The 12,516-nt window shown below is 71.6% G+C and carries 15 protein-coding genes; 9 read left to right on the top strand and 6 right to left on the bottom strand.

Features of this window, described 5'->3' with window-relative positions:
- Positions 1 to 43 precede the first annotated feature (43 nt).
- Entirely contained in the window at positions 44 to 292 is a 249-nt protein-coding gene (locus ACZ6K0_RS31910) for a hypothetical protein (RefSeq protein WP_469233090.1), read from the top strand.
- A gap of 179 nt (positions 293 to 471) precedes the next feature.
- Here the strand turns inward: ACZ6K0_RS31910 and ACZ6K0_RS31905 are convergent, their stop codons facing one another.
- Positions 472 to 1,056 carry a TIGR03086 family metal-binding protein gene (locus ACZ6K0_RS31905; RefSeq protein ID WP_469233088.1) on the bottom strand — a complete coding sequence of 195 codons (585 nt, stop codon included), beginning with the start codon at positions 1,054 to 1,056 and terminating at the stop codon, positions 472 to 474.
- Between the two features lie 124 nt (positions 1,057 to 1,180).
- Here ACZ6K0_RS31905 and ACZ6K0_RS31900 point away from each other — a divergent pair, with 124 nt between their 5' ends.
- Both ACZ6K0_RS31900 and ACZ6K0_RS31895 read left to right on the top strand, forming a co-directional pair.
- Positions 1,181 to 2,080 carry a DUF6597 domain-containing transcriptional factor gene (locus ACZ6K0_RS31900; RefSeq protein ID WP_469233086.1) on the top strand — a complete coding sequence of 300 codons (900 nt, stop codon included), beginning with the start codon at positions 1,181 to 1,183 and terminating at the stop codon, positions 2,078 to 2,080.
- Positions 2,081 to 2,095: 15 nt separating this feature from the next.
- Positions 2,096 to 2,638 (top strand): GNAT family N-acetyltransferase, encoded by a 543-nt coding sequence (locus ACZ6K0_RS31895; RefSeq protein WP_469233084.1) that lies wholly within the window; start codon positions 2,096 to 2,098, stop codon positions 2,636 to 2,638.
- Here ACZ6K0_RS31895 and ACZ6K0_RS31890 read toward each other — a convergent pair.
- Positions 2,635 to 3,084, bottom strand: a complete 450-nt coding sequence (locus tag ACZ6K0_RS31890) for a GNAT family N-acetyltransferase (protein WP_376403209.1) — start codon at positions 3,082 to 3,084, stop codon at positions 2,635 to 2,637. The two genes, ACZ6K0_RS31895 and ACZ6K0_RS31890, sit on opposite strands and share 4 nt — an antisense overlap.
- Before the next feature lie 144 nt (positions 3,085 to 3,228).
- On the opposite strand from ACZ6K0_RS31890, the gene ACZ6K0_RS31885 reads away from it, so the two are divergent.
- Both ACZ6K0_RS31885 and ACZ6K0_RS31880 read left to right on the top strand, forming a co-directional pair.
- Positions 3,229 to 4,080 (top strand): NAD(P)H-binding protein, encoded by an 852-nt coding sequence (locus tag ACZ6K0_RS31885; protein WP_469233082.1) that lies wholly within the window; start codon positions 3,229 to 3,231, stop codon positions 4,078 to 4,080.
- A gap of 85 nt (positions 4,081 to 4,165) precedes the next feature.
- On the top strand, positions 4,166 to 4,903 hold the full coding sequence (locus ACZ6K0_RS31880; RefSeq protein ID WP_469233080.1) for a Mut7-C RNAse domain-containing protein: 738 nt from the start codon (positions 4,166 to 4,168) through the stop codon (positions 4,901 to 4,903).
- Between the two features lie 34 nt (positions 4,904 to 4,937).
- Here ACZ6K0_RS31880 and ACZ6K0_RS31875 read toward each other — a convergent pair whose 3' ends face one another.
- Together ACZ6K0_RS31875 and ACZ6K0_RS31870 are read right to left on the bottom strand one after the other, a co-directional pair.
- A complete protein-coding gene (locus tag ACZ6K0_RS31875; RefSeq protein ID WP_376403218.1) occupies positions 4,938 to 5,423 on the bottom strand; it encodes a MarR family winged helix-turn-helix transcriptional regulator in 486 nt (161 codons plus the stop codon).
- Between the two features lie 50 nt (positions 5,424 to 5,473).
- Positions 5,474 to 6,034 carry a TetR/AcrR family transcriptional regulator gene (locus ACZ6K0_RS31870; protein WP_376403221.1) on the bottom strand — a complete coding sequence of 187 codons (561 nt, stop codon included), beginning with the start codon at positions 6,032 to 6,034 and terminating at the stop codon, positions 5,474 to 5,476.
- A gap of 114 nt (positions 6,035 to 6,148) precedes the next feature.
- Between ACZ6K0_RS31870 and ACZ6K0_RS31865 the strand changes: the two genes are divergently transcribed.
- A complete protein-coding gene (locus ACZ6K0_RS31865; protein ID WP_469233078.1) occupies positions 6,149 to 7,564 on the top strand; it encodes an FAD-dependent monooxygenase in 1,416 nt (471 codons plus the stop codon).
- Here the strand turns inward: ACZ6K0_RS31865 and ACZ6K0_RS31860 are convergent, their stop codons facing one another.
- Positions 7,565 to 8,029, bottom strand: a complete 465-nt coding sequence (locus ACZ6K0_RS31860; RefSeq protein ID WP_376403227.1) for a hypothetical protein — start codon at positions 8,027 to 8,029, stop codon at positions 7,565 to 7,567.
- Between the two features lie 184 nt (positions 8,030 to 8,213).
- Between ACZ6K0_RS31860 and ACZ6K0_RS31855 the strand changes: the two genes are divergently transcribed.
- Positions 8,214 to 8,978 (top strand): SDR family NAD(P)-dependent oxidoreductase, encoded by a 765-nt coding sequence (locus ACZ6K0_RS31855; RefSeq protein ID WP_376403352.1) that lies wholly within the window; start codon positions 8,214 to 8,216, stop codon positions 8,976 to 8,978.
- A gap of 145 nt (positions 8,979 to 9,123) precedes the next feature.
- A complete protein-coding gene (locus tag ACZ6K0_RS31850) occupies positions 9,124 to 10,005 on the top strand; it encodes a hypothetical protein (RefSeq protein WP_469233075.1) in 882 nt (293 codons plus the stop codon).
- Positions 10,006 to 10,058: 53 nt separating this feature from the next.
- On the opposite strand, the gene ACZ6K0_RS31845 is transcribed toward ACZ6K0_RS31850, so the two are convergent.
- Positions 10,059 to 11,252: an RtcB family protein gene (locus ACZ6K0_RS31845; protein ID WP_469233073.1), complete on the bottom strand. Its 1,194-nt coding sequence runs from the start codon at positions 11,250 to 11,252 to the stop codon at positions 10,059 to 10,061.
- A 174-nt stretch (positions 11,253 to 11,426) separates the two neighbouring features.
- On the opposite strand from ACZ6K0_RS31845, the gene ACZ6K0_RS31840 reads away from it, so the two are divergent.
- Positions 11,427 to 12,407: a DUF3558 domain-containing protein gene (locus tag ACZ6K0_RS31840; protein WP_469233071.1), complete on the top strand. Its 981-nt coding sequence runs from the start codon at positions 11,427 to 11,429 to the stop codon at positions 12,405 to 12,407.
- Positions 12,408 to 12,516: the final 109 nt, after the last annotated feature.

Here is a 12,516-nt window from a genome sequence, read left to right as displayed (position 1 = left end):
GGGCGCAGCGCGTACGGACGGCCCTCACGCCATGGAGTGAGCCATGTCCTTGCCCGGCCAGTTCTCCGACCCCCGTGTCCTCACGCTCTTCGGCCTGCTCGCCGTCTCGACGGCCGTGTGGCTGGCGCTGGGCCTGCGGGCCCGCGCCCGGGCCCGCCGCGACCGGGCCGCCGGGCCGCTGGCACGCGTCTGGCACCCGCAGGAGTCGGTGCCGCTGACCCCCGCGGAGGAGCACGCCTTCGGCCAGGTCGTCTCCCGCCTCTCCCTGGGCGCCCCGGGCCGCCTGCGCTGAGCCGCGCCCGGCACACTCGCGGCGGCACGCTCGTGACCCCAGGCTCGCTGTGGCACGCTCATGACCTCACGCTCGCGACTTCGGGCTCGCGCCCCCCAGGCTCGCGACTTCGGGCTCGTGACCTCAGGCTCGTGACCTCAGGCTCGTGACCTCACGCTCGCGCCCCCAGGCACGCGACCTCAGGCCGCCCAGGCGCGCGGGTCGCGCCCCGTCGCCGCGAGGAGCTGCTCGAACGCCGTCGCCCCCGCGGGCAGGTCGACGCCCTCCCCGAAGACGTTCATCTTCCGGGCCATCGGCGCCATCCGCTCCACCTCCTCCACAAGGCCGGCCACCACGGCCGGATCCGGTTCGAAGCCGCGTCCGGTGGCACGGGCCAGGTCCCATGCGTGCACGGTCAGATCGAGCAGGACCATCGAGCCGACCGTCCGCGCGGGCAGCCCCATGGCCCCGGAGGTCCCCTCCTCCGCGCCGGGCGCCGACCAGGCGGTGACGAGCTTCCCGGTCTCCACCGAGAACCGCTCGCGCCAGCCGTCCTCCGCGAGCCGGTCCGGGGTCTCGGTGAAGTCGGCCCCCTCCTTGGCCGCGAGGGCCTGGAAGTTCACGACGACGGCGAAGAGGTGGTTGAGCAGGGCACGCACGTCGTACGCGGCGCAGGGCGTGGGCGCGCCGAGCGATGCGTCGGTGGTGCCACCGACCACGGGAGCGGCGTGGGCGGCGGCGGTGCGAAGCAGATCGCCGATGCGGGGCGGGGCGTCGTAGGTCATGCGTCGACGCTAGAGAATCTGCCCGCCCCGGTCTTGAAGAAACGCGCCGAGGCCGGCCCCCGCCCCCGAAAGATCCCCTAAGGAAGACCCCGAGCCGCCGCCGACGGCCCCTAGCATGCGGATCATGTCCGTCGATTCCTCCGGTTCCGCCGCCTCCGCCCCGCGCCGGGACACCCGGGGCATCGTCGACCCCGCCGAGCTGCTCGCCCGCGTCCGCTTCCGCCGCCACACGCCGGCGCCGGAGCTGCGGCCCTACCTGGAGCACTACTGGCTGATCGACTGGGAGCTGACGGAGCCGTACGCGAGCCATGTCGTCCCGCACCCGTCGGTGAACGTCGTCTTCCAGCGGTACGCCCCGCTCGACGGCTCCCCCGACGGGGCCCATCCGTCCGCCGACATCTCCGCCGAGGTCTCCGGGATCGGGCTCGGCCTGTTCACGCAGAAGCTGACCGGCGTGGGCCGGGTCTGCGGGGTGCAGTTCCGGCCCGGCGGCTTCCGGCCGTTCGCGCCCGCGTGGCCGGTCTCGACGTGGACGGGCCGCCGGATTCCCCTCACCGAGGTGTTCCCGGAGGGTGGCGAGGACGGGAGTCCCGACCCGCTGTCCGCGGTCCTCTCCCCCGACGGCGACCACGCGCGCGTGGCGGCGCTCGACGCCTTCCTCCTGGCGCACGGCCCGGCGCCCGACCCGGCCGCCGAACAGGCCATGGAGCTCGTGGACCTGATCCGCGCGGACCGCGGGCTCCGCAGGGTGTCCGGGCTGGCCGCCGCTTCCGGCCTGTCGGCCCGCTCGCTCCAGCGCCTCTTCGCCACCTGCGTCGGCGTCGGGCCGAAGTGGGTCATCCTGCGCTACCGCATCCACGAGGCCCTGGAGCGCGCCGAGTCCGCCGGGACGGCGGTCGTCCCCGACTGGGCCCGGCTCGCGGCCGAGCTCGGCTACAGCGACCAGGCCCATCTCGTACGGGACTTCACGGCGACGATCGGGGTGCCGCCGACGGCGTACGCCCGCGGAGTGTCAGTGCCCTGACCTACCGTACGGACCATGGACGACGACACCTCTCCCGTACGCCTGGAGCCCTGGTCCGAAGAGGACGCGGGGCTGCTGCGCGCGCTGAACGCACCGGAGCTGATGGAGCACCTCGGCGGCCCGGAGACGGAGGAACAGCTCGCCGGCCGCCACCGGCGGTACGTGGCGCTGAGCGCCGACGACACGGGCGCGGGGCGGATGTTCCGGATCCGGCTGCTGCCGGAGGACGTGGTCGTGGGCAGCATCGGTTTCTGGGCGCAGACCTGGGACGGCGAGGCGGTGTACGAGACGGGGTGGACCGTGCTGCCCGGCTTCCAGGGCCGGGGCGTCGCGACGGCCGCCACGCGCGCGGTGGCGGCGGAGGCCCGGGCCGCGAGCCTCCGCCGCCATCTGCACGCGTTCCCGTCGGCGGACAACACCGCGTCGAACGCGGTGTGCCGCAAGGCGGGTTTCGAGCTGCTCGGGGAGCGCGACTTCGAGTACCCGCCGGGCCGTCCGATGCTCTGCAACGACTGGCGGCTCGACCTGCGCCCCGCCCCGGGACCAGCTGCCGGCTAGGAGGCGTCTTCCTGCGCGGTCAGCGACCGGGTGAAGTGGAAGGCGACGATGTCGAAGCGCTCGCGCAGGTAGAAGCGGTGGGCTCCGGTGCGGTGGGTGCCGGAGTCGAGGTTGAGCTCGTGGCAGCCGGCCGCGCGGGCGTGGCCCTCCAGGTAGGCGATGAGCGCGTGGCCGACGCCGGTGGAGCGGTCGGCGGCGGCGGTCACCAGGTCGTCGACGTAGAGCTGGCGCAGGGAGCTGGTGTTGTCGACGATCCGCCAGCCGGCGGCGCCGACGCAGCGCCCGGCGTCGGTGTAGGCGGCGCTGAACCTCAGCCCCTGCGGGTGCCCGGCCTCGTACACCTCGCGGAAGAGCTCCGGGGTGAGGTGGGGGCGGAGTTCGGAGAGAACCGGCAGGAGGTCGGTCTCCAGCCGGGGATCGCCCGGCTCCAGGTCGATGATCTTCATGCCGGGACGGTACCCCAGGGTTTTTCAGGGTTGACGGACGAGGCACTCTCACGGATATTTATCTGCGTCACGCAGATTCTTCTCTACGCAATGAATCACGCAAGCAATCGTCTTGCGATCCATCTCCCTCCGGAAGGACACCCCATGACCGTTCTCGTCACCGGCAGCCGCGGCCGCGTCGCCTCCACCCTGATCGGCCTGCTCGACGCCGCGGGCGTCAAGGTCACAGCCGCCTCCAAGAACCCCGCCGACCTCTCCCCACCGCCCGGGGTCGACACCGTGCGCTGCGATCTCACCGACCCGAGCACCTTCGACACCGCCCTGACCGGCGTCGACGCCGTCTTCCTGTACGCCGAGGCCGCCCACGCCGACACCTTCGCCGACCGGGCCCGGACCGCCGGCGTCGAGCACGTCGTACTCCTCTCCTCCAGCTCCGTCCTCGCCCCGGACGCCGCGGAGAATGCGATCGCCGCCTCCCACCTCACCGCCGAGCGCGCCCTGTCCGCCGTCGCCGACACCGGAGCCTTCGAGGCCACGCACCTGCGGCCGGGCGCCTTCGCCTCCAACGCCCTGCAGTGGTCGTGGGCGCTCCGGGACGGCCGCGCGCCGGCCCTGCCGTATCCGCACGCGTACGGGGACCCGATCCATGAGCGCGACATCGCCGAGGCCGCCCTCGCGGTCCTCACCGAGCCCCGGCTGCGAGGCTCCTCCTACGTCCTGACGGGCCCCGAGTCACTGGACTTCACCGAGCAGCTCGCGATCCTGGCCGAGGTGACGGGCCGGCCGGCGCCCCACACCGTGCCCACGCCTAAGGAGTGGAAGGAGTCGGTCGCCGGCTTCATACCGGAAGCCTTCGCGGACGCCCTGCTCTCCTACTGGGCCGCGCACGACGGCCGGCCGACGCCCCTGACCCGCACCGTCGAGGAACTGACGGGCCACCCCGCCCGCACCTTCGCCGCCTGGGTCACCGACCACGCCGACGCCTTCCGCCCCTGACAGCCCCCTCCGGAAACCGGCCCCCCCCTCCCCTCGGGGCGAATCCTCCTGGCCCCCGCCCGACCCCCGGTGCCATCCTGTCCCCGTGAACGGACCGGAGATCAACATCAGATTCGCCCCCGGCCTGCGGATCTTCGTCTCGGCGGAGCGACGCTCGGGACACACCCCCGTGGCCACCGACGGCACCTCCTCCCTCGGGCACGTGGTGGAGTCGCTCGGCGTGCCGCTCACCGAGGCGGGACGGCTCCTCGTCGACGGCCGGCCCGTGGACCACTCACACGTCCCGGCCGCGGGCGAGACGGTCGAGGTGGAGGACGTCGCCCGCCCCCAGCCGGTGCCGGGCGCGCCGCTCCGGTTCCTGCTCGACGTGCACCTCGGCACGCTGGCCCGCCGGCTGCGCCTGCTCGGCGTGGACGCGGCGTACGAGAGCGAGGACATCGGCGACGCCGCCCTGGCCGCGCTCTCCGCGCGCGAGCGGCGGGTCATGCTCTCGCGCGACCGCGGCCTGCTGCGCCGCCGGGAGCTGTGGGCAGGCGCCTATGTGTACAGCGACCGGCCGGAGGACCAGCTCCGCGACGTACTGGAGCGGTTCGCGCCGCCACTGACGCCCTGGACCCGCTGCACGGCGTGCAACGGACAGCTGTCCGACACCGACAAGGACGCGGTCCGCGAGCGGCTGGAGCAGGGCACGGAGAAGACCTACGACGTCTTCGCGGAGTGCGTGGAGTGCGGCCGGGTCTACTGGCGCGGCGCCCACCACGCCCGCCTGGAGGCGATCGTCTCCGAAGCGGTCCGCGAGTTCGGCGGCGCGCCCGCCCGCTGAGGGCCGCCCGGCCGGGCCGGCCAGGCCGGCCCGGTCAGCCGAACTCGCCGCCGCGCAGCCGCTCGACCTGTGCGGCGCTGACCTCGACGGTGCGCCGCATATGGGCGATGAGCAGGGCGACCTCGGCGTCGCTGTAGACGTCGAACATCGTGCCCCAGGTCCCGTTGAGCTTGCGCCACAGAGCGGCGAGCTCGGCCATCCGCCCGGGCACGAGCGCCACCAGGACACGACGGCGGTCCTCGGTGTCCCGCTCGCGCGTCACGTACCCGGCCCGCTCCAGCCGGTCGACGAGCCGGGTCGCGGAGCCCGTGGTGAGCCCGGTCAGCTCGGCCACCCGGCCGGTGGTCACCGGCCCCTCCTCCAGGCTGAGCAGGTTCAGACACTGCACATCGGTCGGGTGGAGCCGCAGATGGTCGGCGACGGCCTGGTTGAACAGGGCGTAGGAGGCCATGTAGCGGCGGGCCTCCCCGTACAGCTCGGTCATCAGCGCGTCGCGCCGGGCGGAACTCTTCTGCGGCATGCAGAAATTGTACGAACCAGCCACCGGCCCGCGGGCTCCGCTTCCGCGCCTCAGGGCGCCTCGGCGGTCAGATAGCGCTGCACGGTCGGACCCAGCCAGGCGACGACCTCCTCGCGGGACATCTCGACGGCCGGCGGGAGACGCAGCACGTAGCGGACGAGCGCCATGCCGAGGATCTGGGACGCGGCGAGCGCGGCCCGGCGCGGAGCGTCCGCGGGGTCGGGGCAGACGCCGAGGGTGACGGGGCCGAGCTGCTCGGCGAAGATCGCCTGCATGCGCTCGGCTCCGGCGGCGTTGGTGACCCCCACTCTCAGCAGCCCGGTCAGGACTTCGTCCCGCTCCCAGCGGTCGAGGAAGTGGGTGACCAGGACCGCCCCGACGTGCTGCGAAGGCAGGGCGCCGAGCTCGGGCAGCCGCAGCTCGAACTCCGAGGCGGCGGCGAACAGCCCCTCCTTGTTGCCGTAGTAGCGCATGACCATCGACGGGTCGATCCCGGCGTCGCGGGCGATGGACCGGATGGTGGCGCGCTCGTATCCATCGGAGGCGAACCGCTCGCGGGCGGCCTCCAGGATCGCGGCCCGGGTGGCGTCGGAACGGCGTACTGCAGTCATATCAACAACTGTAGGCCAACAAGCGTTGACACACCATCACGAGCGGCCTACATTTGCCAACAAGCGTTGACCAACACCTGTTGGCAAACGGTCGTGGGCACCCTGGAGGCAGCCATGAGCACCACGGACACGGACGTACTCGTTATCGGCGCCGGACCCACCGGCCTGCTCCTCGCCGGCGACCTCGCCACCGCCGGCAGCCGCGTCACCCTCGTCGAGCGCCGCCCGCACGGCCTCGGCAACATGACCCGGGCCTTCACTGTCCACGCCCGCACCCTGGAACAGCTCGACGCCCGCGGCCTCGCCGACGAACTCCTCGCCACCGGCACGACCCTCACCCGGATGAGCCTCTTCGGCGCCCTCGAAATGGACCTCACCCGCCTGCCCAGCCGCTTCAACCACCTGCTCATCACCCCGCAGTACGAAGTCGAACGACTCCTGGAGCGCCGGGCCGCCGCAGCGGGCGTCACCTTCCGGTACGGGACGACGCTCCGCGGCCTGCACCAGAACAGCGACACGGTCACCGCCGAGCTCACCGACCCCGACGGCACCCCCCGCACCCTCAGCGCCCTCCACCTGGTCGGCACGGACGGCCACCGCAGCACCGTGCGCTCCGCCCTGGGCCTCCCCTTCCCCGGCGGCTCCGTGATCCGCTCCCTCGTCCTCGCCGACGTCCGCCTCGCCGAGGAGCCCGCCGAACTGCTCACCGTCCGAAGCTCCGGAGACACCTTCGCCTTCCTCGCCCCCTTCGGCGACGGCTGGTACCGCGCCATGGGCTGGAGCCGCACCCGCCAGGTCCCCGACAGCGAGCCCGTCGACCTCGACGAGGTCCGCGAGATCACCCGCACCGCCTTCGGCACCGACTACGGCATGCACGACGCCCGCTGGATCTCCCGCTTCCACAGCGACGAGCGCCAGGCCCCGGCGTACCGCGTGGGCCGCGCCCTCCTCGCCGGAGACGCCGCCCACGTCCACTCCCCCGCCGGCGGGCAAGGCATGAACACCGGCCTCCAGGACGCCGCCAACCTCTCCTGGAAGCTCACCGCCGTCCTGCGCGGCGAAGCCCCCGACCCCGAGGCACTCCTCGACAGCTACGAGTCCGAGCGGTATCCGGTCGGCGCCATGGTGCTGCGCAGCAGCGGGGCGATCGTGCGCCTCGCGATGGCCCGCACGCCCCTCACCCGAGCCGCCCGCGCCACCGCCGCCCGCTTCCTGAACACGGTCGCCCCCGCCTCCGCCCGAGCCCTGGGCATGATCAGCGGACTCGGCATCGCCTACGCCCCGCCGACGGGCTCCCGCCGCCCGGCAGGCCGCCGCGCACCCGACCTACACCTGCGCGAGGGCCGGCTCCACGAGCTGCTGCGCGCGGGCGAGTTCGTCCTGATCGCCCCGGAGGGCACGACCCCCGCCCTGCCGCCGACGGCCCCGTTCGCCCCCGAGCGGCTGATACGGGCCACCTGGCCGGACCGATCCCGGCGCGAGGCGGTACTGATCCGCCCCGACGGCTACGTCCACTGGACGACCCGCTGATCAGAAGACGTACGGATCCCCGGTGGCGAGCACCAGAACCCGATGCCGGTCGTTCCCCGGATTCCGGTCGACCGCGGCCCCGTCCCGCCAGGCCGTGGTGATCTCCACCATCAGCTCGTCCGGGAGACCCGCGGTCCGCAGGTCGAGCGCCAGCTCACCGACGCCCCCGGCGGCCCGGAGCTCACCCGTCCGGCAGGACACCACGCGGTCACTGCTCCACAGACAGGCCGGCGGCAGCTCGTGACCCCCCGCCATCGGCTCGGAGAAGGCGAGCCGGACCGTCGCCTGGGAGAGATCGGAGGGTCCGTGGTTCTCGCTGACCAGCCAGACACCGACCCGCCCGTCCCACAGGGAGACATGCCCATGATGAGCAAGATCCGCCTCGGGCCCCACGACACGGGCACTCGCACCCGTCCCCGTACCCATCACCACCGAGACCGCGAGCACGACCCCGAGCACAGCCATCCGCATTCCACGCATAAGCACAAAATACCTAAATAGCACTCAACAACCTGACACCCAGTCAGTCAGCGTGTCCCGGACCACTCCCCGGACATCCACGCAGCCACCCACGCGGCCACCGATCGGCACCCCCACCTATCCTGACCGGGCGATGCACGTAATCGACCACCTGCGCGAGGAGCACGCCATGACCGCCCCCGGGACCCCCATCGCCGTCATCACCGGAGCGAGCGGCGGAATCGGCGCCGCCACGGCCAAGCAGCTCGCCGCCGCCGGCTACCGCGTCGTGCTCACCGCCCGCCGCAAGGACCGCATCGAGACCCTCGCCGCCGAGATCAACGACGCCGGCCACCAGGCCACCGCCTACGCCCTCGACGTCACCGACCGCGCCGCCGTCGACGAGTTCGCCTCCGCCTTCCGCACCCTCGCGGTCCTCGTCAACAACGCCGGCGGCGCCCTCGGCGCCGACTCCGTCGCCACCGGCGACCCCGACGACTGGCGCCAGATGTACGAGGTCAACGTCCTCGGCACCCTCCACATGACCCAGGCCCTGCTCCCCGCCCTCACCGCGAGCGGCGACGGCACGGTCGTCGTCCTCTCCTCCACCGCGGGCCACTCCACCTACGAGGGCGGCGCCGGCTACGTCGCCGCCAAGAACGGCGCCCGCGTCCTCGCCGAGACCCTCCGCCTGGAAATCGTCGGCACCCCGGTCCGCGTCATCGAGATCGCCCCCGGCATGGTCAAGACTGACGAGTTCGCCACGACCCGCTTCCGCGGCGACACCGACAAGGCGGCCAAGGTCTACGCGGGCGTGGCCGAACCCCTGACCGCGGACGACGTGGCCGACACCATCACCTGGGCCTGCACCCGCCCCCCGCACGTCAACATCGACCTCCTGGTCGTCCGCCCCCGAGCCCAGGCCTCCAACACCAAGGTCCACCGCGAGCTGTAACCCCCCGATCGAGTGAACCCACTCGATCACCGGCACGACCCCCGAAGACCAGGCCTAACGTCGAAGACAACTCCATACAGAACGGCCCTCGACCGGGATTCCCGTCCCGGCCGAGGGCCTCACCATCAGGAAGGCAACACTTCCCATGGCTGAACAGGACCCTAGCGCGCCCGCGCTCTTCGACATGAGCGCCCTCACGCCCGCAGCACCGCGGTCCTTCATGGACCTCGAAGACCCCAACTACGCCTACATGTTCGGCTTCCTCCAGGCAGACGGGCACATGGCAGCAGGAACGCGCCTGAGGGGATCCCTCACCGTCGAACTCAATGCACGGGACATCCAGATCCTCCGCGAGTTCCAGGACCTGACCCCGTACAACACCAGCATCACCGAGCGCACTCGTTCGACGAACTTCTCGGAGAGCCACCACTCGGCGACCTGGACCCTGTGCGCGCTGGAAGCACGCACCACGCTCAACCAGCTCGGCCTGCCCTACGGCAAGAAGTCCAAGAAGATCACCCCGCCCCGCGTGCCCTTCTCCCGTCGGGACTACCTCCGCGGCGTCATCGACGCAGACGGGTCGGTCGGCTTCACGGGCCAAGGCCTCCCGTTCGTCTCGCTCACCACATCCAGCACCGCTGTCGGCGCCTACCTGTGCCACTACGCGAAGAAGGTCACCGGCGCAGAACGCCGGATCAAGCGAAACACCCGTGACGGGGTCTACAACATCCTGTACACGAAGGAGGCGGCCATCCAGCTGGCCGAGCACCTCTACTCCCCCGGCTGCCTCGCCCTGGAACGCAAGAGGAGCGCCGCCGCGGCCCTTGCCTCCTGGGTACGCCCACCCGGGATGAAGGTTCGGCCTCCCCGGAAGCCCTGGACGGCCGAAGCCGACCGCATCCTGCTCACCGCGCCCACTCTTTCCCAAGCGGCCGCAGAACTGGGCCGGTCCCAAAGCAGCTGCAAGGTCCGTCGCTGGCGCCTGGTGAACGGCACCGGTCCGTCAACGACTCCATACGGCCTGTAGGCCACAAACAATCGACCCTGACACATGGTGCCGGGGTCGACTGCTGCTCACATTCAGCCCTTCACGCAGATGACCTGCTTCAACTTGGCGACGACCTCCACCAAGTCCCGCTGCTGGTCGATCACCTTCTCGATCGGCTTGTACGCGCCCGGGATCTCGTCCACGACGCCGGAGTCCTTACGGCACTCCACGCCCCGCGTCTGCTCCTCCAGGTCCCGCACCGTGAAGCGCCGCTTCGCCGCGCTCCGGCTCATCCTGCGTCCCGCGCCGTGCGAGGCCGAGTTGAAGGCCTTCTCGTTGCCGAGCCCCTTCACGATGTACGAGCTGGTGCCCATCGACCCGGGGATGATCCCGAAGTCGCCACGGCCGGCCCGGATCGCGCCCTTCCGTGTAACCAGCAGGTCCATACCCTCGTACTGCTCCTCCGCCACGTAGTTGTGGTGGCAGGAGATCTCGGTCTCGAAGGTCACCTTGGCCTTCCGGAACTCCTTGCGGATCACTTCCTTCAGGAGCGCCATCATGAGCGCGCGGTTGTACTTGGCGTACTCCTGAGCCCAGTACAGATCATTGCGGTAGTCCGCCATCTGCGGGGTGTCCGAGACGAACACGGCCAGGTCGCGGTCGACCAGGCCCTGGTTGTGCGGCAACTTCTGGGCCACGCCGATGTGGTGCTCGGCCAGCTCCTTGCCAACGTTGCGCGAGCCGGAGTGCAGCATCAGCCAGACCGAACCCGACTCATCGAGACAGACCTCGATCATATGATTTCCGGAGCCGAGCGTTCCCATCTGCTGTCCTGCACGTTCACGACGGAACTTGACCGATTCAGCGATCCCGTCGAACCGCGACCAGAAGTCGTCCCACCCCGCCGTGGGGAACTGGTACAGCCGCCCCGGGTCCACCGCCTCCCGGTGCAGGCCGCGGCCCACCGGGATCGCCTGCTCGATCTTCGACCGCAGTCGTGACAGATCACCCGGCAGGTCGTTCGCCGTCAGCGAGGACTTGACCGCCGACATCCCGCAGCCGATGTCGACACCGACCGCCGCCGGACACACCGCCCCCTGCATCGCGATCACCGAACCGACCGTCGCGCCCTTGCCGTAGTGCACGTCCGGCATCACGACCAGGCCCTTGATCCACGGCAGCGTCGCCGTGTTCCGCAGCTGCTGCATGGCGCCGTCGTCCACCGTGGAAGGATCGGTCCACATCCGGATGGGTACTTTCGCCCCCGGTACCTCTACGTACGACATACTTCCTCAATTCCCCCGAAAAGTCTGATAACGCAAAAACCGGAGCCAAAGCCCGTACAGGTGACAGCGGACCGGCATCAACAGCTGCGTGTGCGATAGACATTGTGTCCACCGGCCGGGTTCGCGCGGCAAACAGTTTTCGGGAAAGACTTCGGGAGAAGGGAGCCTGGGACCGTGCAGCGAAAGAGGTACGCCCCCGGCCGAACCGGGTCCACGGCACGTACCGCCGCCGTCCTCACCAGCGTCCTCGGACTGGGCCTCGGGCTAGGCCTCACGGGATGCTCGGCCGGCACCACGACGGACGACATCGCCGTCGACGCCAAGGCCGGCCCCGTCACGCCCGTCGCACCACCGGGCCGCTACCGCACCCTCTTCGAGCCCTGCGGCTCCGTCTCGCAGGCCATGCTGAAGGAGCTGCTCCCGGGCGCCACCGCCCTGGCCGACCCCGAGCGCGCCAAGGCGTACCGCGGCGCCGCGGCCGTCACGTACGACACCGACCGGCGCGTCGGCTGCACGTGGAAGGCCGACAGCCCCGAGGTCTCCCACCGGCTCGTCCTCGACATCGAGCGGGTCGTGTCGTACGACCCCGCCGTCAGCGACGACGCCCGGGCGCAGGAGGTGTACCTCCGCAAGCAGCTCGCGGCGGGCATCCCGGTGCCCCCCACGGCCTCGCCCACCCCCACCGACACGGCCACGGCCACGGCCACCGGCACCGCCGACCCCAAGAGCACCACGACCAACACGGACACCGCGGACACCGCGGACACCACGGACACCACCGCGCCGCCGAGCAAGACCCCGCCCGCCGACGGCCGCACCGCCACCGGCCCCGCGGATCCGACGTCGGGAGCGCCCGCCACGGGAGCGCCTTCGGGCGGCACGCCGTCCACCGGGCCCACCTCCACCTCCACCGGCCTGGAGCCCCGCGTCCTCGACGGTCTCGGCGACATCGCGTACGTCGACGACGCCCTGACCACCGTCACGGCGAACGGCCACCAGCGTGCCGTCAGCGTGGTGTTCCGCACATCCAACGTCATCGTGACGGTCTCCTACCGGGAGCAGACCACCGGTTCCGTGGAGGCTCCCGACAGCAAGGAACTGCAGGACAGGGCCCGGAACCTGGCCCGGACGCTCGCCGAGCGCCTGGAGGAGTAGCCGTTCGCGGACGATCCGTGAGCGGACGGCGACCACGTAACGTGTCGGCGTACCCGTGGCCGCCCGATGGCCGTGGCCGCCGACCGGCCGGCCGGACCGTACGACAAGC

This window comes from Streptomyces sp. NPDC042346 (genome assembly GCF_055581845.1).
Note: the sequence above shows the minus strand (reverse complement) of the source record. Positions and strands in the feature narration are given on the sequence as shown.